The organism is Streptomyces sp. NPDC025651, assembly GCF_055558735.1.
The window spans coordinates 126,177-147,684 of sequence record NZ_JBVHLZ010000003.1; the positions used below are offsets into that span (position 1 = coordinate 126,177).

The following is a 21,508-nucleotide window of genomic DNA, read 5'->3' on the forward strand; positions in this document are numbered from 1 at the left end:
CTGCGGGGTGGGGGGGGGGGGGGGCCGGGCCCGGGGCCCCGCGGTGGGGCGGGAACGTTCCGGCACGACGGAATGTAGACCGTGCCGGAACGTTCCGGCAAGGCTCTGCGCGAACGTCTAGACTTCCGTCACGTGAACGCCCGAGCCGTGACCCTCCTCGATGTCGCCCGCGCCGCCGGGGTCTCCAAGAGCACCGTCTCCGACGCACTGCAGGGCTCGGGGCGGGTGGCGGCGGCCACCCGGGACCGGGTCAGGGAGGCCGCCGACCGTCTCGGCTACCGGCCCAACAGCGCCGCGCGGCGGCTGCGCCGGGCGAGCACCGGAGCCATCGGGCTCCATCTGCCGCAGACCGCGACGCGGCTCGACTACTACATGAACCTCGCCTTCGGCGCGGTCGCCCGAGCCCAGGAGGAGGGGCTCGACGTCGTGCTCCTGGCCCCGGCGAGCGGCGCGCAGGGCCAGCTCACCTCGCGCGTCGACGGGCTCCTCGTCATCGACCCCGAGGTCGGCGACGCCGCGGTGCCCGCGCTGCTCGACGCCGGGGTGCCCGTCGTCACCGGCGAGCGCTATCTGGGGCCCGCGCCCGCCCCGAGCGGCGCCGTCGTCTGCGACAACTCCGCCTCGCTGGCCGCGCTGCTCGACCACGTCCACGACCGCGGCGCCCGCCGCCCCGCCCTGCTCGCCCCCGCCGACACCTCCGCCTGGGCCGCCGCCCTGAACGCCACGGCCGAGGAGTGGGGCAGCGCGCACGGCACCCCGGTGCACCGGCGCACGGTCTCCTTCGCCGCCACCGCCCACGAGGCCGAGGAGACGACCCTGGCGCTCCTCGCCGCCGACCCGGAGATCGACGCCGTGATCTGCGCCCCCGACGGCGCGGCACCGGGTGTCCTGCACGCGGCCGCCGCGCTGGGCCGCACCGTGGGACGGGACTTCCTCGTCGCCTCCTGCGTCGACGGCACCGCCACCCGCGGCGCCAGCCCGCCCGTCACGGCCGTCGACCTGCGGCCCGCCGCGTACGGCCGGGCCTGCGCGGAACTCCTCTGCGACATCCTCGCCGACCGCGCGGGCCCCGACACGGTGCGCGACCAGGAGTGGACCCTCCAGGCCCGCGCCTCCACACTCGGCGGGGCCTGAACTCCCGGTCGGATCAACAGCCTTGCGCATGTGAGACTGGCACCGTGAGCGACATGATCGTGGTCAGCGACCACTCCCCTCGCTGGGCCGCGCAGTTCCGGGAGCTGCGTGACCGACTCGCCCCGCACGTCGCGGACATCGCGGTGGCCGTGGAGCACGTCGGCAGCACGTCCGTGCCCGGGTGCGCGGCCAAGCCGATCATCGACCTCGACATCGTGGTCGCGAACGCCTCCGCCATGGCGGAGCTGATCGCGCGGCTCACCGGCCAGGGCTACCGCCACGAGGGCGACCTGGGGGTCGCGGGACGCGAGGCGTTCCGCGCGCCCGAGGCACCGGTCCCCCATCACCTGTACGGCGTCGTCGAGGGCACCAAGCCCCACCTGGACCACGTCCTGCTCCGCGACTATCTGCGGCTGCACCCCGAAGAGGTGCGCCGCTACAGCGAGTTGAAGCGGACACTGGCACGGCGGTTCACCGGCGACCGGGAGGGCCGGGCGGCCTATCTGGCGGCCAAGAGCGGCCTGGTGGAGGAGCTGCTCGGCAAGGCCTACCTCGCCGCCCGGCCCCCGTCCACCACCGGATAGGGCACCAGCGTCCGCCGGTCCGGTTCCACCGCGAGGCGGCCCCCGGCGGGCGGCCTGGCCCGCTGGGCGCAGTCACGGCGTTCGCAGATGCGGCAGCCCAGGCCGATCGGGGTGGCGGCGCGGGGGTCGTCGAGGGCGATGCCCTCGGCGTAGACCAGACGGTGCGCGTGGCGCAGTTCGCAGCCGAGGGCCACGGCGAACTCGGCGCGTGCCGCGTGGTGCCCGAAGCCGCCGCGCGTGACCGTGCGGGCCACCCAGAAGTACCGCTTGCCGTCCGGCATTTCGGCCACCTGGGTGAGGATGCGGCCCGGCGCGGAGAAGGCCTCGTACACCGTCCACAGGGGGCAGGTGCCGCCGAGCCGGGAGAAGTGGAAGTCGGTGGCCGACTGCCGTTTGGAGATGTTCCCCGCCCGGTCGGCGCGGAGGAAGGAGAAGGGAACGCCGCGGCGGCCGGTGCGCCGCAAGGTGCTGAGCCGGTGGCAGACGGTCTCGAAGCCGACGCCGAAGCGGACGGCCAACAGCTCGATGTCGTAGCGCAGTTCCTCCGCCGCCGCGTGGAAGGCGCCGTACGGCATCAGGAGCGCACCCGCGAAGTAGGTGGCCAGGCCGATGCGGGCCAGGCCAGCCGCCTCCGGTGAGGACAGGCCGGCGCCGTCGACGAGACGGTCGAGCAGTGGCCCCTGCTCCAAGAGGGCCAGCTGCGTGGCGAGTTGGAAGGAGCGCTGCCCCTCGCTCAGCCAGGGCGAGAGGAACAGCAGGCCCGTGTCCGGATCGAAGCGGCGGGCGTCCGCGACGTGTTCGCGTGCGGCATCGACCACCCGTACGCGGTGGTCATCGGCGAGGCGGCGGGCGAGCGCGGCCGCCGTGCCGCCCACGGACGTTCCGGTGGCGAGCTCCGCGGCGGTGCGCTCGGCCTCCTCGTCCAGCGGGGCGATGTGGTTGTGGTGGGCGTAGAAGAAGTCCCGTACCTCGTCGTGCGGTTCCGCGGGAGGCAGGGCGGAGGTGTCGCCCCGGGGAGCCAGGGACGCCGCCCGTTCCGCGGCATCGCGGTAGCGGTGGTGCAGGGCGACCAGGGCACGCGCCACCTCGGGGTGGTCGCGGGCGGCCTCCGCGATGTCCTCCGCGGCGGGCACATCCACCCCACACGCCTCGTCCGTGAGCGCGGTGCGCAGGTCGGCGGCGAGGCGGTCCTCGTCGGCCCCGGAGAAGAACTCCGCGTCCACACCGAAGACTTCCGCGATCCGCAGCAGCACGGGGGCCGTCAGCGGGCGCAGGCTCTGCTCGATCTGGTTGGCGTAACTGGTGGAGATGGAGAGCGCGCGGGCCATCTCCACCTGGTTCATGCAGTGTGCGCGGCGCAGCCTGCGCAGCTTGGCGTGGGCGTAGACCTTGCGGTCCGCCGGTCGTCGGCCCATCGGCACACCTCCTCGGGCGACGTGCCGCCCACCCGCGCGGCGACGGTCGCTCTGTCACGTACTTGTGAAACTACCATTCGCACGATTCGCAACTTCCGCTGATTCACCGCCCTTTGCGGTACGGATTCCACAGATTGGCGCGGTGGCCGGGAGGCCGCACGGCGGGCAGCCTCGGTCAAGGAAGTACCGGCCGTCCACCCCCGAGGAGTTCCGTGATCGAGCACCGCGTCCGCGTCCACCCCAGCACCGACCGCCTCCCGCGCGAGGAGCAACTCGCCTGGAAACTGGCCTCCGTGGCCCTCGGTACCGAGGAAATCGACGCCGCGAGCGCCGCCATGGCCGTCAACCGGGTCATCGACGACACCGCCGTCGCCCTGGCCTCCCTGGCGCGGCGTCCCGTCGCCGTCGCCCGCGCGCAGGCCACCGCGCACCCGGCCGCCGCGCCCGGAGCCTCGGTGCACGGCACCCGTACCCGTGTCTCCCCGGAGTGGGCGGCCTGGGCCAACGGCACCGCCGTGCGCGAACTCGACTTCCACGACACCTACTTGGCCGCCGACTACGCCCACCCCGGCGACAACATCCCGCCGCTCGTCGCCGTCGCCCAGCACAGCGGCCGCGGCGGCGCCGACCTGCTGCGCGGCATCGTCGCCGCGTACGAGATCCATGTCGCGCTGGCCAAGGGCATCTGCCTGCACGAGCACCGCATCGACCACGTCGCCCACCTCGGCGCGGCCACCGCCTGCGGCCTGGGCGCGATGCTGCGGCTGCCGGCCGGGACCGTGTACCAGGCGGTGCAGCAGGCCGTGCACACCACGACCGCGACGCGGCAGTCCCGCAAGGGCGAGATCTCCAGCTGGAAGGCGTACGCACCCGCCTTCGCCGGGAAGGCCGCCGTCGAGGCCGTCGACCGTGCGATGCGCGGCGAGACCTCCCCCTCCCCCGTATACGAAGGTGAGGACGGCTTCCTCGGCTGGCTCCTGGACGGCCCCGGCGCCGTGTACACGGTGGCGCTCCCCGAGCCCGGCGAACCGCGCCGCGCCATCCTGGACACGTACACCAAGGAGCACTCCGCCGAGTACCAGGCGCAGGCCGTCATCGACCTGGCGCGGCGGCTTCGGGAGAAGACCGGGCCGCTGGAGCGGGTGCGGTCCGTGGTCCTGCACACCAGCCACCACACCCACCGCGTGATCGGCTCGGGCGCGAACGACCCGCAGAAGTACGACCCTTGCGCCGCCCGCGAGACCCTCGACCACTCGGTCCCGTACATCTTCGCCGTCGCCCTCGAAGACGGCACCTGGCACCACGAGCGCTCCTACGCCCCCGAGCGCGCCCGCCGTGCGGAGACCGTCGCGCTGTGGCGGCGGATCACCACGGTGGAGGACCCGGCCTGGACCCGCCGCTACCACGACCCCGACCCGGCCCGCCGTGCCTTCGGCGGGCGCGCGGTGGTCACCCTGGACGACGGCAGGGTCATCGAGGACGAACTCGCCGTCGCCGACGCCCATCCGGCCGGGGCACGGCCCTTCGACCGCCCTGCCTACGCGGGCAAGTTCCGCACCCTGACGGACGGCGTCGTGGCGCCGGGCGAGCAGGACCGCTTCCTGGCCACCGCCGAGCTCCTCGCCGCGCTCACGGCCGAGGAGTTGGACGGGCTATTCCCCGAGGTCGACGCGGGGGCCCTGCGCGAGGTCGACGAAAGCCTGCCGAAGGGGCTGTTCTGACCCGCGAGGCCGCAAGGACGCAAGGCCGCAAAGCCACAAGGCCGCAAAGCCACAAGGCCTCTTCCGAACCACCGAAAACCACCCAAAGTCTTCGAAAGGGCAGTGCTGATGTCCCACACCCGCACCACCCCCGCCGAACGCCGCCGTGCCCTGCGCGCGCGGCTGGCCGCCGACCGCGTCCTGGTGATGCCCGGCGCCCTCAACCCCCTTACCGCCCGCCTCATCCAGGACACCGGCTTCCAGGCGGTCTATCTCTCCGGCGCCGTTCTCGCCGCCGACCTGGGGCTGCCCGACATCGGCCTGACCACGTCCACGGAGGTCGCGGCCCGCGCCCAGCAGACGACCCGGGTCACCGACCTGCCCGTGCTCGTCGACGCCGACACCGGCTTCGGCGAACCGCTGGGCGTCGCCCGCACCGTCCAGCTCATGGAGGACGCGGGCCTGGCGGGCCTGCACCTGGAGGACCAGGTCGACCCCAAACGGTGCGGCCACCTCGACGGCAAGGCCGTGGTCGACCGCGCACAGATGGTCCGCCGCGTCCGGGCCGCCGTGGACGCCCGCCGCGACCCGGACTTCCTGCTGATGGCCCGCACCGACGCCCGCGCCGTCGAGGGCCTGGACGCGGCCATCGACCGCGCCAAGGCGTACGTCGACGCCGGCGCGGACGCGGTCTTTCCCGAAGCCCTCGCCGACGAGCGGGAGTTCGAGGCCTTCCGCAAGGCGGTCCCGGTCCCGCTGCTCGCCAACATGACCGAGTTCGGCAAGAGCCCCCTGCTGACCACGCGCGCCCTGGAGGACCTCGGGTACGACATCGCCCTCTACCCCGTCACCCTGCTGCGCCTGGCCATGGGCGCCGTCGAGGACGGGCTGCGCACCCTCGCCGCCGAGGGCACCCAGGAAGCCCTGCTGCCGCGCATGCAGACCCGCTCGCGCCTGTACGAACTCCTCGGCCACCAGGACCACGCCGCCTTCGACGCGGCCGTCCTCGACTTCGCTCCCCCGCCCGCCACCTGACGCACCGGAGGCACCTCATGTCCACCAGCGTCCCCGAGGTCCACCGGGGCCTCGCCGGTGTCGTCGTCGACACCACCCGGATCTCCACCGTCATCGAGGAGACCAACTCGCTGACCTACCGCGGCTATCCGGTCCAGGACCTAGCCGCCCGGCGCTCCTTCGAGGAGGTCGCGTATCTGCTGTGGCACGACGGACTTCCGGACGCCGGCCGGCTGCGCGACTTCAGCGCCCGCGAGCGCGCGCTGCGCCCGCTGGGCCGTACCACGTCCGAACTGCTCGCCCGGCTGCCCGAGACCTGCCACCCGATGGACGTCCTGCGCACCGCCGTCAGCCTCTTCGGCGCCGAGGACCCCGCCGAGGACGACGGCAGCCCCGCGGCCAACCGCGCCAAGTCCCTGGCCCTGCTGGCGAAGCTGCCCACGGTCGTGGCCGCCGACCACCGTCGCCGCCGCGGCCTCGCCCCGATTCCGCCGGACCCCGGCCTCGGGTACGCGGAGAACTTCTTCCACATGTGCTTCGGCAGCGTGCCCGACCGCGATGTGGTCCGCTGCTTCGAGATCTCCCTCGTGCTGTACGCCGAACACAGCTTCAACGCCTCCACGTTCACCGCGCGCGTCGTCACGTCCACGCTCTCGGACCTGTACAGCGCGGTCACCGCGGCGATCGGCGCCCTCAAGGGCCCGCTGCACGGCGGCGCCAACGAGGCCGTGATGCACATGCTCGACGAGATCGGCGACCCTCGGCGGGCAGCCGAGTGGCTGGACGAGGCGCTGACGGCCGGGCGGAAGGTCATGGGCTTCGGCCACCGCGTCCACAAGCACGGCGACTCCCGCGTGCCGATCATGCAGAACGCCCTGGACCGCCTCGTGGCCCGCGCCCCCGGTCCCGAAGCGACCCGCCTGGCCGCCCTGCACACGGCGCTCCGTCATGCCGTGCTCGCCCGCAAGGGCATCCACCCCAACCTGGACTACCCGGCGGGCCTCGCCTACCACGTGATGGGCTTCGACACCCCCGCCTTCACCCCGATCTTCGTGATGAGCCGCCTCACCGGCTGGACGGCCCACATCACCGAACAGCGCGCCCACAACGCCCTGATCAGGCCTCTCGCGTCGTACGAGGGACCGGATCAGCGGGCGGTGCCCGCGGTGGCCGCCGGTGTCGCGACGCCGGATTCGGCCACGTGATCCTTCTCGGCGGCGACGGCACCGGCGGACAGCAACGTCGCTCCGGCCAGGCTCCCCCACAGCGCCGCCGGGCCATGGGGCGCAAGGGCCGTGATGACCGCCGGGGAGACGGCGAGCCCGAAGCCCGTGGAGAGTTCGAAGCGGGCCAGCGCACGGCCCATGGTGTGGGCCGGGGCGAGGGCGGTGACCAGTGCGGTGGCGCTGCCCGCGTAGACGATCTCGCCGACGGTGCAGAGCACGGACACCGCGGCGACGGCCGGGGCACCCCAGCCGTGGCCCAGTGCGGTGGCCGCGAGAAAGCCGAGGTAGGAGGCGGCGAGCAGCACGCCGCCGAACGCGAGCACGGTCCGCCGGGAGGAGCGGGACAGCGCGACGGTGACCGGCACCTGCAGGGTGACCACCAGCACGGTGTTGGCCACGAAGATGGCCGCCGACCACACCGGGGACGCGTCCAACTGCGTCACCAGGATGAGCGGGAGCGCGATCTCGGGGACGTTGAGGCAGAAGACGTAGACGACGTTGGCGGCAAGCAGCGCGCGCATCCGGGGCGCGGGGGCCTCGGGTCCGCCCGTGGCCGGGGCGGCGGCCGGACGGGCGTGCAGGTGGACCGACCAGGCCAGGGCCGCCGCGGCGAGACAGGCGGCCCCGGTGACGGCGGCCAGCGCCTGCAGCGCGCCCGCGCCGCCCGCCAGGCACGCGGTGGCGACGAGCGCGCCCACGCCCAGGCCCGCGTTGCGCAGGGCACGCCCCGCCGCGAGCGCCGCGTCGCGTTCGCGGCCGTGGGAGACCGTGGCCACGAGTGCCGCATGGGCGGCGGGCCAGGCCTGGTTGCCGATGCCGAGGAGGAGCGCCGCCGTCCCGAACAGCCAGACGTGCCCCGCCGGGGTGGCGAGCAGTACCGCCACGCCGAGGACCCGCACCAGCATCGACGCGGCCACGACCGTGCTGCGTGCGCCCCGGTCGAGCCAGCGGCCCACCGCGGGCATGCACACCAGTCCCGCGACGATGCCGACCGTCATCGCGATGCCGGTGGCGGGCGCCGAGAGCCGCAGGACCGTCACGCCGTAGAGCAGCAGGAAGGGGCGCAGCAGACCGGTGCCGAGGGCGTCCACGGCCAGGGCGACGGCATAGCGCGGTCCGCCGGAGGCGCGGACCAGGGCACGGGGCTGGTTCTTGAGGGTGGTGGGCATGGAGCTCACCGTGCGGTGGACCGCCCGGCGGGACACGTCACTTGACGGACACCGTCAACTGTCGTCGTCGCCGACCGTGCGACCAGCGATGATGAGCGGATGACGTTGCGCATCGACATCACGGGCCTGCCGACCGAGCACGTGCGGTTCGCCGCGTCGCCGCTGGCCGAGCTGACCGCGATGCTGCACGCGCTGGCGGAACCCGGACACCATCCGCAGCTCGCCGACTGGGCCGCCGGCGTCTGGGCCGGGCTACCGCCCGAACTGGTCGAGCGGCTGCGGGAGGCGGAGTTCCTCTGGCGCTCCTCACAGGCCGACTTCCTGCTGCCCGCCCGGCCCAGGGCGACCCTCGCCGAGGAGTTGGACGACGTCGACCGGATCGACGACGAGCGGTATGTGACCGCCGCGCTCATCACCACGTGCGGCAGCGACCGGGTTCCTTGCGGCACCGCGTCGCCGCTCACCGACGCGGCCGCCCGCGAGCGGGCCCTGGATCTGGCCCAGGCGCGCGGGGCGCGGCAGGAGGCCTTCGCGGAACGGCTGCTCGCGGACCCCGCCGCGGTGCGGTCGCGGGTGCGCAGGACCCTCGAACTGTGCGCCGGCGCCTTCTTCGACGAGGCCTGGGCGGGTGTCGCCGTACGGATCGCCACCGACCTGCGCGTGAAGAACGACCTGCTCAGGCGCCAGGGCCTCGACGCGGCGCTCGCGTCGGTCTCCGGCGCGGTCGCCCTGGCACCGGACGGCGACCGCATCGTGGTGGACAAGCTGCAGGACAAGGCGACCACCGCCGACGGCGCCGGGGTCACCTTCATCCCCAGCGTCTTCGGCAGCCCGCACCTGGTGGTGGTCCACGCGCCGGGGTGGCAGCCGGTGGTGCAGTACCCCGTGGCCGCCCCAGGCCCGTCGGAGCCGGTGTCGCTGGAGACGGTCACGCTCCGGCTGGACGCGCTCTCCCACCCCGTACGCCTGCGCCTCCTGCGCACCCTGGCGCGCGGCCCGCACACCACCGGCGAGTTGGCCGCCGCCTGGGAACTCTCGCTGCCGGAGGTCTCCCGGCATCTCGCCGTGCTGCGCCGTGCGGGCCTGCTCACGGCCAGGCGGGACGGGCGCTACGTCCGGCACACCCTCAACGTGCCCGATCTGACGGCGCTGGGGGCCGACCTGCTGGCGGCCGTACTGCGCTGAGCGGTACGGCCGCCAGTGCCCCCGCCGGGGCGAACGGCTCGGCCGCGGGCCTACTTCACCCGCTCCCCGGCACCCAGTTCCTCACGGACCGTGCGGGCGGCCGTGACCAGGCTCTCCAGCGAGGCGCTGGTCTCGGGCCAGCCGCGGGTCTTCAGGCCGCAGTCGGGGTTCACCCACAGCCGTTCGGCGGGGATCGCCTTCAGGCCCGCGCGCAGCAGTTCGGCCGCTTCCCGCGCGCTCGGCACGCGTGGGGAGTGGATGTCGTAGACGCCGGGTCCCGCCTCGCGCGGGTAGCCGTGTGCGGCCAGTTCACGGGCGACCTGCATGTGGGAGCGGGCCGCCTCCAGGCTGATCACGTCGGCGTCGAGGTCGTCGATGGCCTGGACGATGTCCCCGAACTCGGCGTAACACATGTGGGTGTGGATCTGTGTGTCCGGGCGTACGCCGCCGGTGCTGAGCCGGAAGGCCTCCGTGGCCCACGCCAGATAGGCCGGGCGATCGGCAGCCCGCAGCGGCAGCGTCTCGCGCAGGGCGGGCTCGTCGACCTGGATCACCGAACTCCCGGACGCCTCCAGGTCGTTCACCTCGTCGCGCAGGGCGAGGGCGACCTGGCGCGCGGTGTCGCCGAGCGGCTGGTCGTCGCGGACGAAGGACCAAGCGAGCATGGTGACGGGACCGGTGAGCATGCCCTTGACCGGGCGGCCCGTCAGGGACTGGGCGTACGTCGTCCAGCGCACCGTCATGGGCTCCGGGCGGGAGATGTCGCCCGCGAGGATCGGCGGGCGGACGTAGCGCGTGCCGTAGGACTGGACCCAGCCGTGCTGCGTGGCGAGGTAGCCGGTGAGCTGTTCGGCGAAGTACTGGACCATGTCGTTGCGTTCGGCCTCGCCGTGCACGAGGACGTCCAGACCGGCCTTCTCCTGGAAGGAGATCACCTCCTGGATCTCGGCCCTGATGCGCTCCTCGTAGCCGGCCGTGTCGATCCGGCCCGCGCGCAGGTCGGCGCGGGCGGTGCGCAGTTCGCCGGTCTGCGGGAAGGACCCGATGGTCGTGGTCGGCAGCAGGGGCAGGCCGAGGTGGGCCCGCTGGGCCGCGGCCCGTTCGGCGTACGGCTGGGAGCGGCGGGCGTCGCCTTCGGTGACGGCGGCGGCGCGGTCCCGCACGGCGGGGTCGCGGGTGATCGGCGAGCCGGCGCGCGAAGCCAGGTCGGCGCGGTTGGCGGCCAGTTCGGCGGCGATCGTGTCGGTGCCCTGGGCAAGGCCCTTGGCGAGGGTGACGATCTCGGTGGTCTTCTGGCGGGCGAAGGCGAGCCAGCGCAGGATCTGCGGCTCGATGTCCCGCTCCGCCGTGGCGTCGAGGGGCACGTGCAGCAGGGAGCAGGACGCCGACACGTCGACCCGGTCGGCGAGGCCGAGCAGGGTGCCGAGGGTGGACAGGGACTTCTCCAGGTCGTTGACCCAGATGTTGCGGCCGTTGACCACGCCGGCGACCAGCCGCTTGTCGGGGAGTCCGCCGACTTCGGCCAGGGCGTCCAGGTTGGCGGTGCCGGCCTCGGTGAAGTCGAGAGCGAGGCCTTCGACCGGAGCCTTGGCGAGGACGGGCAGCGCGTCGCCGAGCCGCCCGAAGTACGTCGCCACCAGCAGCTTCGACCGGTCGGTGAGGGCGCCGAGGTCGCGGTAGGCGCGCGCGGCGGCGTTCAGTTCGGCCGGGGTGCGGTCCTGGACGAGGGCGGGCTCGTCCAGCTGGACCCACTCCGCGCCCGCCGCGCGCAGGTCGGCGAGGACCTCGGCGTACACCGGCAGGATCCGGTCCAGGAGGGTGAGCGGGTCGAAGTCGGCGGCGACGCCCGGGGCGGGTTTGGCGAGCAGGAGGTAGGTGACCGGGCCGACCAGGACGGGCCGTGCGGCCAGGCCGAGGGCGAGGGCCTCCCTGAGCTCGGCGACCTGCTTGGTGGAGTCGGCCGTGAACACCGTGTCCGGGCCCAACTCGGGGACGAGGTAGTGGTAGTTGGTGTCGAACCACTTGGTCATTTCCAGCGGCGCCACGTCCTGGGTGCCGCGGGCCATGGCGAAGTAGCCGTCCAGGGCGTCGGTGTCGACGGCGGCGCGGTGGCGCGCGGGGACGGCGCCCACCATGACGGTGGTGTCCAGGACGTGGTCGTAGTACGAGAAGTCCCCGGTGGGCACTTCGTGGATGCCGGCCTCGGCCAGCTGCCGCCAGTTGGCGCCGCGGAGTTCGGCGGCGGTCGTCCGGAGGGCGTCGGCGGTGACGCGGCCCTTCCAGTAGCCCTCGACGGCCTTCTTCAGTTCGCGGTTCTGGCCCTGGCGGGGGTAGCCGTACACGGTGGCCCGTGCTGCCGCGGCTGCGGTCTTGCCGGTCACGGAGATCTCCTTCGCGAGATGAATCCCTGAGATCCCGGCGACGGGACGAGAGCGCGAAGGGGTGACGAACCGGGCGGGTACGGCCTCGCGCGGCAAGGCGCGGTCGTCCGCCTGATATGTACGCCGACCCGCCCACGAGGTCACCGGGATGTCCGCGCACGGGTGGTCCGTGCACGGGCAGTTGGCAGGTCTTCGGACTCGCGGGCACGTCTCGTCGTACGAGACACCTAGTGGCCGTCGCTTCCCAGGTCCTGTCTGTCGGACCCAGTGCGTATGACGGCGGTCGTTCCCGCTCACCGCTGCGGGGCAGTCCCGGATTCCCACCGGGTTCCCTCTTGCGACGCCTCCCGCCTGGCTGACGGGGCGAACCAGCTGCGTGGATCAGCCTATCGGACATCGCCGCACGTGACGACGTCAGCTTGTGGCGTACGCGACGTCAGTCCTCGCCGTACGCATGGAATCCGCGTCCCGACTTCCGGCCCAACAGCCCTGCCTCCACCATCCGTTGCAGCAGTGGCGGCGGGGCGTACAGCGGTTCGCGGAACTCGTCGTACAGCGATTCGGCGATCGAGACGACGGTGTCCAGGCCGATCAGGTCCGCGAGCTTCAGCGGGCCCAGCGGGTGGGCGCAGCCCAGTTCCATGCCGGTGTCGATGTCCTCGGCGGTGGCGAAGCCGGACTCCGCCATGCGGATCGCCGACAGGAGGTACGGGATCAGCAGGGCGTTGACGACGAAGCCCGAGCGGTCGCGGGAGCGGATGACGCTCTTGCCCAGCGTCGCCGCGGCGAACTCCTCGGCGCGGCGGGCCGTTGCGGGCGCGGTGTGCAGGGAGGTGACGAGCTCCACCAGCGGCAGCACCGGCACGGGGTTGAAGAAGTGCAGGCCCACGACCCGGTCCGCGCGGGTGGTCGCCATGCCGAGCCGCATCACGGGGAGCGAGGAGGTGTTGGTCGCGAGGATCGCCTCCGGGTCCTCGACGATCTTGTCGAGGGCGGCGAAGACCTCGGTCTTGGCGTCCTGGTTCTCCACGACGGCCTCGACGACCAGCTGGCGGTCGGCCAGGTCCTCCAGACTGCCGGTGAACGTCATGCGGGCGAGCGCGCCGCGCGCCGCGTCCCCGGCCAGCTTGCCGCGCCGCACGGCGCGCTCCAGGGAGGCCTCGACCCGGTCGCGTGCCGCGAGGGCGGCCACGGCGTCCGCCTCGCACACCACGGTGTCCAGGCCCGCTCGCGCGCACACCTCGGCTATGCCCGCGCCCATCTGCCCGCCGCCGACCACGCCGACGCGTCGAATGCTCTCGCTCATGCCGGTGCCTCCGCCTGCCGCACGAGGTGCCGGGAGTAGGCATCGGGGGTGAAGAACAGCGGCAACTCGCCGCTGAGGGCGGTGTGTTCGAAGAGCGCGCGGATGTCGTCGAGGGGCGCCCACGGGTAGGCGGCGCCCAGGGCGGCGAGCTCGTCGTCGAGCAGACGCCGTACCGTTTCGCGGTCGATGACGCGGTGCCGCAGCCACTGCCAGACCTGCACGCGGGCGATCTCCGCGGTGGCCGCGTCCTCCATCAGCCCGTCCAGGGCGACGGCGCCCTGCCCGCGCAGCCAGGCGGCGAAGTAACCGAGCGCAACGGCGATGTTGGCGCGCACGCCCTCGGGGGTCGGCGGCCCGCTGACGCGCCGCACCGACAGCAGGTCCTGGGCCGTGACCTCCACGTCGTCCCTGCCCCGGTCGAGTTGGTGGGCTCTCGTGCCGAGGACGGCGTCGAAGACCTCCCGGCACACGGGCACCAGGCCGGGGTGGGCGACCCAGGAGCCGTCGAAGCCGTCCTCGGCCTCGCGCTCCTTGTCGAGCCGCACCTTCGCGAACACGGCCTCGTTGACGGCCGGGTCCCTGCCCGGCACGTGGGCGGCCATGCCGCCGATGGCATGGGCGCCGCGCCGGTGGCAGGTGCGCACGAGCAGTTCGGTGTAGGCGCGCATGAAGGGCGCGGCCATGGTGACCTTGGCGCGGTCCGGCAGCAGGAAGTCGGTGCGGTGGCCGAACGTCTTGATCATGCTGAACAGGTAGTCCCAGCGGCCCGCGTTGAGCCCGGCGCTGTGCTCGCGCAGCTCGTAGAGGATCTCCTCCATCTCGAACGCCGCGGTGACCGTCTCGATCAGGACGGTGGCGCGGATCGTGCCGCGCGGGATGCCGAGGAGCTCCTGGGCGGTGACGAAGACGTCGTTCCAGAGCCGGGCCTCGTAGCGGTTCTCCAGCTTGGGCAGGTAGAAGTACGGTCCGTGTCCCGCCTCGATCTGCCGCCGGGCGCAGTGGAAGAAGTACAGGCCGAAGTCCACGAGGGCGGCGGGCACGGGCCGGCCGTCGTACGCCAGGTGTGCCTCGTCCAGGTGCCAGCCGCGCGGGCGGACCATGACGGTGGCGAGGCCCTCGCGGTCCGCGAGCCGGTACTCCTTGCCCTCGGGCGTGGTGAAGTCGATCCTTCGCTCGACGGCGTCGAGCAGGTTGAGCTGGCCGCCGACGATGTTCTCCCAGGTGGGTGCCGTGGCGTCCTCGAAGTCGGCCATCCACACGCGGGCGCCGGAGTTGAGGGCGTTGACGGTCATACGGCGGTCGGGCGGCCCCGCGATCTCGACGCGCCGGTCGGTGAGGCCGGGGGCGGGCGGGGCGACGCGCCAGGACGGGTCGGCGCGCACGGCGGAGGTGGCCCTGGGGAAGTCGAGCGGAGAACCGCTCGCAAGCCGCAGGGCCTGCCGCCGACGCTCCTTCATCAGCTCCCTGCGGCGCCCCTCGAAGACCCCGGCGAGCCGCCCGACGAAGGCGAGGGCCTCGGGGGTGAGGATCTCGTCGTGGCGGGGGCCGGGGGCGGCGAGGATCTGGACAGTGGCAGGTGGGGCGGTGGTGGTCATGAGAGGGCTCCTCTGCTGTGCGGACGGATCGGGCGGGCGAGGCGGGGGCGCCCCGTAAGGGGCGCGGGGAACTGCGCGCCCACCCCCACCGGCCCGCGGATACGAACGTTGCGTTCCAGCCGAGCGCCTAGTGGAACTGCTCCGCCTCGGTGGAACCGGCCAGCGCCGTCGTCGACGAGGCCGGATTCACCGCCGTGGAGACAAGATCGAAGTACCCGGTACCGACCTCCCGCTGATGCCGAACGGCAGTGAACCCGTGCTGCTGCGCCGCGAACTCCCGCTCCTGCAGGTCGACATAGGCGGTCATGCCGTGCTCGGCGTAGCCGCGGGCAAGGTCGAACATGCCGTGGTTGAGGGCGTGGAAACCGGCCAGCGTGATGAACTGGAAGCGGTAGCCCATCGCGCCCAGCTCGCGCTGGAACTTGGCGATCTGGTCGTCGTCAAGCGCGGCCTTCCAGTTGAAGGACGGCGAGCAGTTGTACGCGAGCATCTGATCCGGGTGCTCCGCGTGGATCGCCTCGGCGAACTCGCGGGCCTGGCCCAGGTCCGGGGTGCCGGTCTCCACCCAGATCAGATCGGCGTACGGGGCGTAGGCGAGGCCGCGCGCGATGACCGGTGCCATGCCGGCGCGCACCCGGTAGAAGCCTTCGGCGGTGCGCTCGCCCGTGACGAACTCGGCGTCGCGCTCGTCCACATCACTGGTCAGGAGGTTCGCGGCGAGGGCGTCCGTGCGGGCGACGATCAGCGTCGGCACGTCGGCGATGTCCGCGGCGAGGCGGGCCGCGTTGAGGGTGCGGATGTGCTGGGCGGTGGGCACGAGGACCTTGCCGCCCAGGTGACCGCACTTCTTCTCCGAGGCGAGCTGGTCCTCGTAGTGGATGCCCGCGGCACCCGCGGCGATCATCGCCTTGGTCAGCTCGAAGGCGTTGAGCGGGCCGCCGAACCCGGCCTCGGCGTCGGCCACGATCGGCGCGAGCCAGTCCACTGAGGTGTCGCCCTCGGAGGTGGCGATCTGGTCCGCGCGCAGCAGCGCGTTGTTGATGCGGCGCACCACCTGCGGAACGGAGTTGGCGGGGTAGAGGCTCTGGTCGGGGTAGGTGTGCCCGGCCTGGTTGGCGTCGGCGGCGACCTGCCAGCCCGACAGGTAGATCGCCTGGAGCCCGGCCTTGACCTGCTGCACGGCCTGCCCGCCGGTGAGGGCGCCCAGGGCGTGGATGTAGTCCTGCTCGTGCAGCTGCCGCCACAGCCGCTCGGCGCCGCGGCGGGCGAGGGTGTGCTCCTCGCGCACGCTGCCGGAGAGCCGCAGAACGTCCTCGGGGCCGTAGGTGCGCTCGATGCCCTTCCAGCGCGGGTCGGTCGCCCAGCGCCGCGCCAGTTCCTGTGCGGGGGTGTTCGCCTCTGCCATGTCGCTCACCGTTTCCGTGGGTTGCGTGGTCTGCCAATTCCCCGTCTTCGCTTCGGGGGTGTGGCACTGCGTGTCTCTCGTTGAGGTGCGGCCAGCCGGTGCGAGGAGCTGAGCAATGCTGTTCCGGCGGGCCGCACTGGAACTCTGGCACTGGCACTGAGTGCCAACAACCGTGGACCGATGCCAAGTTCTGCGAATCTTCTCGACCTCGATTGCCAAGTTTGCGAAGGGCCGGGAACGTGCCCGCTCACGTACGCTGGCCACCGTCTCGAACGGAGGGGTGGCGCGGTGAGCAAGACCTACGCGGGGGCGCGGCTTCGGCGGCTGCGCGAGGAGCGCCGGATGAGCCAGGCCGAACTGGCCCGGGTGCTCGGCATCTCGCCCAGCTATCTGAACCAGATGGAGCACGACTCACGCCCGCTGACCGTGCCCGTGCTGCTGCGGCTGACCGAGGCCTTCGGCGTCGACCCCGGCTTCTTCTCCGAGCGGGACACCACGCGGCTGCTCGCGGATCTGCGGGAGGCGCTGGCGAGCGAGATCGCCGAGACCCGCGTGTCCTCGTCCGACCTCTCGGAGCTCGCGTCCCGCATGCCCGCGGTCGCCCAGGTCCTGCTGGACCTCGGCCGCCGCAATCAGCTCCTCTCCGAGCGGCTGGCCGGAGCCGGGGACGGGCGGGACGCCGGGCAGGACGGGCCCCGTTCACCGCACGAGGAGATCAGGGACTTCTTCTACCGCCGTCAGAACTACCTGCACGACACCGACCTCGCCGCCGAACGCCTCGCCAGGGAGATCGGCATCCGGCCGGGTGAGGTCGTACGCGCCCTCACGGCACGCCTCCTCGACGCCCATGGTGTGCGCCTGGCCGCCGGGGCCGGTGACCACCTGCACCACTACGACGACACGACCCGCACCCTGCACCTGTCCGGGCGGCTCCGCCCGGGACAGCGTGCCTTCCGCATGGCGACCCAGCTCGCCCTGCTGGAGTACGGCGACGCACTGGACCGGCAGGCCGGCGAGGACTTCCCGCCGGGCTCCCCCGCCCGCGCGCTGGCCCGCATCGGCATCGCCAACTACTTCGCCGCGGCGCTGATCCTGCCGTACACCGACTTCCACGCGGCGGCCGAGGAGGTGCGGTACGACATCGAGCGCCTCACCGACCGCTACGGCCTCGGCCACGAGACCGTCTGCCACCGGCTGAGCACGCTCCAGCGTCCGCGCCTGCGCGGGGTGCCCTTCTCCTTCGTACGGGTCGACCGGGCCGGGAACATGTCCAAGCGGCAGTCCGCGACCGGCTTCCACTTCTCGCGGGCCGGGGGCACCTGTCCGCTGTGGAATCTGTACGAGGCCTTCGCCGCACCCGGCCGCATCCATGTCCAGATCGCCGAAATGCCGGACGGGCAGCGGTACTTGTGGACCGCCCGCGCCTTCACCCGGCACCGCGGCGGGTGGGGCGAGCCGGGCAAGACCTTCGCCATCGGGCTCGGCTGCGAGATCCGCCACGCGCACCGGGTCGTCTACTCCGACGGCCTCGACCTCGCCAACGCGTCCGCCGCGACGCCGATCGGCATGGGATGCCGTCTGTGCGAGCGCCTGGACTGCCCGCAGCGCGCGGTGCCGCCCCTGGGCCGACCGCTGCGGATCGACCCGAACAGCAGCGCGTTCGTGCCGTACCCGGTGGCGGATCCCTCCGTGTGACCCAGCGCACCCCCGGGCCCCGGAACTCATGGGCCGTTCGGGCCGACACCTGTCGAGGGCCCGGCAGTTCCGGGCCCCGGTGGTGTGGACGTGGAGGAGGGAACGCCGGTGGCGGCGCAGCAGGGTGAGACGAGTACCGGTCCGCCGGAGAACCACGCGAGGGACACGGCCACCACCGGCATGACCGCGCTGCTGACCTGCGCCATGGCCTTCTCCATGATGCAGCTCTTCCTGATCGGGGCTCTCGGGCCGCGGCTCGTGGACGAACTGGGCGTGACGCCGACCGAGTTGGGGCTCACCACGACCGTCGGCTTCGGTGCGGCGGCGCTGCTCTCGCCCACCGGGGGGCGCGTGGTGGACCGCCTCGGCCCGCGCCGCTGCCTGGTCGCCCTGCTCGCGGCGTCGGCGCTCGCGCTGGCGCTGATCGGATCGGCGCCCGGGGCCTGGCTCCTGCTGGTGGCCGTCGCGCTCGGCGGCCTTCCGCAGGCACTGGCCAACCCCGCCACCAACAAGGCGATCCTGGCCTCCGTGCCCCCGCAACGGCGGGGCGCGGTCACCGGCATGAAGCAGTCCGGGGTGCAGTGGGGCGCGTTCGCGGCCGGGCTGCCGCTCGCGGCGCTCGCCGGGGCGGCGGGCTGGCGGTGGGCGGTGTGGGCGGCGGCAGCGGCAGCCGTGGTGGCGGCGGTCTGGGCGGCGCGCACGCTGCCGCCCGACGGCCCGCCGAAGTCGGCGCCGGGGCGCGCCTCTTGGGTCCCGAGGGGCACGATCGCCTGGCTGACGGCGTTCTCCCTGCTGCTGGGCTGCGGCATCGCGTCGGTCAACACCTACCTCGCGCTGTACGGCACGCGGCGGCTCGGTCTCGGGGCGACGGCGGCCGGGGGGCTGGTGGCGGTCCTCGGCGTCGCGGGCATCGTCGGCCGGGTGGGCTGGTCCAAGGTGGCGGGGCACCCGGGCCGCGCGCGGTGGCTGCCGGGCGGGCTCGCCGCGGGCGCGGTGGGCGCCGCGCTACTCCTTGCCGCGTCGACGCACGCGCGACCGCTGGTGTGGCTCGCGGCGATGGCCGTGGGCGTCTTCGCGGTCTCCGCGAACGCCGTCTCGATGGTCCTGGTGATGCACCACGCGAAACCCGGCAGAGCGGGCCAGGCCTCGGCCCTGGTCTCGGCGGGCTTCTTCACGGGCTTCGCCCTCGGCCCGCCCCTGTTCGGCATGCTGGCGGACGCAGGACGGTACGGGACGGGGTGGTTGCTGGTGGCGGCCGAGTTCCTGGGGGCGGGTGTCGTGGCCATGGCCTGGGCGGTGCGCGAACGACGGGAGGGTGTGCGGTGACAGGGCCCGCGTACGACTCGCACGACACTCCCGAGTGGGCCCTCCCCGCACTGGAACGTGTCCTGAGCCGAGTGAACGCCACCCGACGCGAAGTCGGGGACCGGTTTCCCTTGTTCGCGGGGGCTGGGGCCGGGGCTGGGACCGGGGCCGGAGCCGGAGCCAGGACCGGGGCCGGGACCGAGGCCGAGGTCGGGACCGAGGGCGGGGCCGAGGGTGGGCGGTGGGTTGGTACGGGGCGAGGGGCGTGGGTCGGGGGCTTCTGGGCCGGGCTGCTGTGGCTGCGGGCCCGGTACACGCGTGACCGCGATGACCGCGAGGCCGCGCTGCGGGTCACCGAACGGCTCTCGCAGTGGGTCGACGTCGACACCGCCACGCGGGGGTTGATCCTCTGGTACGGCACCGCGCTCGCCGACGGGCCGACCGCGACCGCCCTGCGGAACCGGGCCGCCCGCGCCTGCCGCGACGCCTTCGACACCCGGCTCGGAATCGTCCCCTGGGGCTCCGCGTTCGGCGGGCCGCGCCTCGTCGCCCGCGTCGACGGTGTGCCCGGCATGGTCCCGCTGCTGGCCACCGTGGACCCTGGCGCCGCCGCTTCCCATCTACGTCGCCACCTCCAACTCTGCCTCGGCGAGGGCTCCTTCCGCTGGGCCCTGGAGCACGAAGCACCCGACCGCTGGGTGCCCCTCGACGATCCACCGCCAGGCTGGAGCCGCGGGCCGGCCTGGCTGCTGCTGGCCCTCGCCGACGCCGCGCACCGTCTCGGGGTCGACGACCAGACCCGGGCCCTGCACCGTCTGATGCCGACCCGCGCCGTCCCGCCCGCCGACGCCGCCCACCCCGAGGGCCCCGTCGACACCTCCGCGGCGGCCATCACCGCGGTGGCGCTCCTCAAGCTCGGCCGCCGCCGCCAAGCGGCCGAGATCCTGCGCGAGTTGGTGCGCGACCGGCTCTCGGACGACGGGCGGCTCCTCGACGGCTGCTACGACCTCCGTTCCGGGACCGCGACCCGGCACGAACTCATCTGGGGCGACTTCTTCCTCGCGTACGGACTCGCCGTCCTCAGCGGTCTCCTCCCTCCCCATCACGCCTAGTGCCGCGCAGCACCCGCCGGGCGACCGACGTGACGTGGAGTTCGTCCGGGCCGTCCAGGATCCGCGCCGCCCTGCCCGCGCGGAACAGCGCGGGCAGCGCGGTGTCCGGGCCCAGGCCCGCCGCGCCGTGCACCTGGATCGCCGCGTCGGCCACCTGCTGCAGCGTGCGGGCGGCGGCCACCTTGGCCAGGCCCACCTCGACGTGCGCGTCGAGACCGGCGTCCAGGCGGTCCACCGCCTCGTACACGAGTGGCCGTGCGGCGCGCAGGGCGAGCAGTGACTCGAAGACGTGGCCCTGGACGAGCTGCAGATCGCCCAGCGGGCCACGGGAACGGGTGCGGGTCACGGCCCGCGCACGCAGCAGGTCGAAGGCGCGCGCCGCCTGCCCGAGCCAGCGCAGGCACCGCAGCGTACGGCCGAGTTGAAGCCGTTCACCCGCCACGGCGAGCGCCTTGCCGCGCTCGCCGACGAGATGGTCGCCGTCGACGAAGACGTCGTCGAGCGAGAACTCGCCCTGTCCGCCCGCCCCGAGCACCGGCAGCTCCCGCTCGACACGGAACCCCGGGGTGCCGGTCGGCACCAGGAACAGCGACAGCCCCTCGCGGTCCCGCGGCGCGCCGTCCGTGCGGGCCAGGACCGTGACCAGGTCGGCGTCGGCGACACCGGTGGTGAACCACTTCCGTCCGCTCACCCGCCAGGCCCCGCCCCCGATCGGCGCCGCGCGGGTCGTGGTGAGGAAGGGGTCGGTACCGGGCGTCTCGGGCTCGGTCATCGCGTAGCAGGCCCGTATCTCCCCCGTCACCAAGCGCTGCACGTACCGCTCACGGACCCGCGAACTGCCGTGCCGCCACAGCATCGTCACGTCGAGCAGCGGCGCGGAGCCGAGCGCGGCGGGCCCGTGGTCGCTCGCGCCCTCCGCCTCGGCGACATGGGCGTACGCCCGCAACGGCAACCCCTGGCCGCCGAGTTCCTCGGGCAGCGGAAGTGCCCACAGCCCCGCGGCCTTCGCCTCCTCCCGCAGCCCGCGCAGCGCCACGGCGGCCCCGGGCCCTCCGGCGTCGAGGAGCGGCTCGCAGGGCACCACCCGGCTGCGTACGAACGCCGCGACCCGGTCCCTCAACTCGACCACGTCGTCCGGACACCGCGGCGCACCGCCGAACTGCTCCGGCTTCTCCGGCTTCTCCCACTGCTCTGACTGCTCCGGCTCCGTCGGCGACTTCTCCGACTCCGTCGACCGCTCCCACTCCGCCGACTCCGCCATACGGGTCTCCGTCACTTTTCG

General features: G+C 73.5%; 16 protein-coding genes and 1 riboswitch. Of the genes, 9 read left to right on the forward strand and 7 right to left on the reverse strand.

The genetic code is table 11. The features are described from left to right. The first annotated feature begins 132 nt into the window (after positions 1–132). Both ACZ4D5_RS12820 and ACZ4D5_RS12825 read left to right on the forward strand, forming a co-directional pair. On the forward strand, positions 133–1,134 hold the full coding sequence (locus tag ACZ4D5_RS12820) for a LacI family DNA-binding transcriptional regulator (RefSeq protein WP_467772374.1): 1,002 nt from the start codon (positions 133–135) through the stop codon (positions 1,132–1,134). A gap of 53 nt (positions 1,135–1,187) precedes the next feature. Further along, complete coding sequence (locus ACZ4D5_RS12825; RefSeq protein ID WP_467773014.1) at positions 1,188–1,718, forward strand: GrpB family protein; 531 nt, start codon at positions 1,188–1,190, stop codon at positions 1,716–1,718. On the opposite strand, the gene ACZ4D5_RS12830 is transcribed toward ACZ4D5_RS12825, so the two are convergent. Beyond that, positions 1,682–3,133: a short-chain fatty acyl-CoA regulator family protein gene (locus ACZ4D5_RS12830; RefSeq protein ID WP_467772375.1), complete on the reverse strand. Its 1,452-nt coding sequence runs from the start codon at positions 3,131–3,133 to the stop codon at positions 1,682–1,684. The two genes, ACZ4D5_RS12825 and ACZ4D5_RS12830, sit on opposite strands and share 37 nt — an antisense overlap. A 212-nt stretch (positions 3,134–3,345) precedes the next feature. On the opposite strand from ACZ4D5_RS12830, the gene ACZ4D5_RS12835 reads away from it, so the two are divergent. The 3 genes from ACZ4D5_RS12835 (at position 3,346) to ACZ4D5_RS12845 (ending at position 7,052) form a co-directional block, all read left to right on the forward strand. Further along, positions 3,346–4,854, forward strand: coding sequence for an MmgE/PrpD family protein (locus tag ACZ4D5_RS12835; RefSeq protein WP_467772376.1), 1,509 nt, complete (start codon positions 3,346–3,348; stop codon positions 4,852–4,854). Between the two features lie 108 nt (positions 4,855–4,962). Beyond that, positions 4,963–5,868 (forward strand): methylisocitrate lyase, encoded by a 906-nt coding sequence (prpB, locus tag ACZ4D5_RS12840; protein WP_467772377.1) that lies wholly within the window; start codon positions 4,963–4,965, stop codon positions 5,866–5,868. Between the two features lie 17 nt (positions 5,869–5,885). Beyond that, complete coding sequence (locus ACZ4D5_RS12845; protein WP_467772378.1) at positions 5,886–7,052, forward strand: bifunctional 2-methylcitrate synthase/citrate synthase; 1,167 nt, start codon at positions 5,886–5,888, stop codon at positions 7,050–7,052. On the opposite strand, the gene ACZ4D5_RS12850 is transcribed toward ACZ4D5_RS12845, so the two are convergent. Next, entirely contained in the window at positions 6,995–8,242 is a 1,248-nt protein-coding gene (locus ACZ4D5_RS12850; RefSeq protein ID WP_467772379.1) for an MFS transporter, read from the reverse strand. The two genes, ACZ4D5_RS12845 and ACZ4D5_RS12850, sit on opposite strands and share 58 nt — an antisense overlap. Positions 8,243–8,341: 99 nt before the next feature. Between ACZ4D5_RS12850 and ACZ4D5_RS12855 the strand changes: the two genes are divergently transcribed. Continuing rightward, a complete protein-coding gene (locus ACZ4D5_RS12855; RefSeq protein WP_467772380.1) occupies positions 8,342–9,427 on the forward strand; it encodes a DUF5937 family protein in 1,086 nt (361 codons plus the stop codon). A gap of 50 nt (positions 9,428–9,477) precedes the next feature. Here ACZ4D5_RS12855 and metE read toward each other — a convergent pair whose 3' ends face one another. The 4 genes from metE to aceA form a co-directional block, all read right to left on the reverse strand. Further along, entirely contained in the window at positions 9,478–11,808 is a 2,331-nt protein-coding gene (gene metE, locus ACZ4D5_RS12860; protein WP_467772381.1) for a 5-methyltetrahydropteroyltriglutamate--homocysteine S-methyltransferase, read from the reverse strand. A 166-nt stretch (positions 11,809–11,974) separates the two neighbouring features. Continuing rightward, positions 11,975–12,196, reverse strand: a riboswitch (cobalamin riboswitch). Between the two features lie 48 nt (positions 12,197–12,244). Further along, positions 12,245–13,114: a 3-hydroxybutyryl-CoA dehydrogenase gene (locus ACZ4D5_RS12865; protein ID WP_467772382.1), complete on the reverse strand. Its 870-nt coding sequence runs from the start codon at positions 13,112–13,114 to the stop codon at positions 12,245–12,247. Then, positions 13,111–14,709, reverse strand: coding sequence for a malate synthase A (gene aceB, locus ACZ4D5_RS12870; protein WP_467772383.1), 1,599 nt, complete (start codon positions 14,707–14,709; stop codon positions 13,111–13,113). The genes ACZ4D5_RS12865 and aceB overlap by 4 nt, the downstream gene beginning before the upstream one ends. 127 nt (positions 14,710–14,836) lie before the next feature. Continuing rightward, positions 14,837–16,114, reverse strand: a complete 1,278-nt coding sequence (gene aceA, locus ACZ4D5_RS12875; RefSeq protein WP_467772384.1) for an isocitrate lyase — start codon at positions 16,112–16,114, stop codon at positions 14,837–14,839. A 288-nt stretch (positions 16,115–16,402) separates the two neighbouring features. Here aceA and ACZ4D5_RS12880 point away from each other — a divergent pair, with 288 nt between their 5' ends. From ACZ4D5_RS12880 to ACZ4D5_RS12890, 3 genes are all read left to right on the forward strand, one after another. After that, positions 16,403–17,809: a short-chain fatty acyl-CoA regulator family protein gene (locus ACZ4D5_RS12880; RefSeq protein ID WP_467772385.1), complete on the forward strand. Its 1,407-nt coding sequence runs from the start codon at positions 16,403–16,405 to the stop codon at positions 17,807–17,809. 108 nt (positions 17,810–17,917) lie between these two features. Next, positions 17,918–19,135 (forward strand): MFS transporter, encoded by a 1,218-nt coding sequence (locus tag ACZ4D5_RS12885; protein WP_467772386.1) that lies wholly within the window; start codon positions 17,918–17,920, stop codon positions 19,133–19,135. A gap of 71 nt (positions 19,136–19,206) precedes the next feature. Next, positions 19,207–20,226 (forward strand): sugar ABC transporter permease, encoded by a 1,020-nt coding sequence (locus tag ACZ4D5_RS12890; protein ID WP_467772387.1) that lies wholly within the window; start codon positions 19,207–19,209, stop codon positions 20,224–20,226. Here ACZ4D5_RS12890 and ACZ4D5_RS12895 read toward each other — a convergent pair. Then, complete coding sequence (locus ACZ4D5_RS12895; RefSeq protein ID WP_467772388.1) at positions 20,195–21,502, reverse strand: acyl-CoA dehydrogenase family protein; 1,308 nt, start codon at positions 21,500–21,502, stop codon at positions 20,195–20,197. The two genes, ACZ4D5_RS12890 and ACZ4D5_RS12895, sit on opposite strands and share 32 nt — an antisense overlap. Between the last annotated feature and the right edge of the window lie 6 nt (positions 21,503–21,508).

Bases quoted from the DNA above. Each gene is read 5' to 3' on its own strand.
- ACZ4D5_RS12850 (WP_467772379.1), bottom strand. From the start codon at position 8,242: ATGCCCACCACCCTCAAGAACCAGCCCCGTGCCCTGGTCCGCGCCTCC.
- ACZ4D5_RS12825 (WP_467773014.1), top strand. From the start codon at position 1,188: ATGATCGTGGTCAGCGACCACTCCCCTCGCTGGGCCGCGCAGTTCCGG.
- ACZ4D5_RS12855 (WP_467772380.1), top strand. From the start codon at position 8,342: ATGACGTTGCGCATCGACATCACGGGCCTGCCGACCGAGCACGTGCGG.
- ACZ4D5_RS12865 (WP_467772382.1), bottom strand. From the start codon at position 13,114: ATGAGCGAGAGCATTCGACGCGTCGGCGTGGTCGGCGGCGGGCAGATG.
- ACZ4D5_RS12845 (WP_467772378.1), top strand. From the start codon at position 5,886: ATGTCCACCAGCGTCCCCGAGGTCCACCGGGGCCTCGCCGGTGTCGTC.
- aceB (WP_467772383.1), bottom strand. From the start codon at position 14,709: ATGACCACCACCGCCCCACCTGCCACTGTCCAGATCCTCGCCGCCCCC.
- prpB (WP_467772377.1), top strand. From the start codon at position 4,963: ATGTCCCACACCCGCACCACCCCCGCCGAACGCCGCCGTGCCCTGCGC.
- aceA (WP_467772384.1), bottom strand. From the start codon at position 16,114: ATGGCAGAGGCGAACACCCCCGCACAGGAACTGGCGCGGCGCTGGGCG.
- ACZ4D5_RS12830 (WP_467772375.1), bottom strand. From the start codon at position 3,133: ATGGGCCGACGACCGGCGGACCGCAAGGTCTACGCCCACGCCAAGCTG.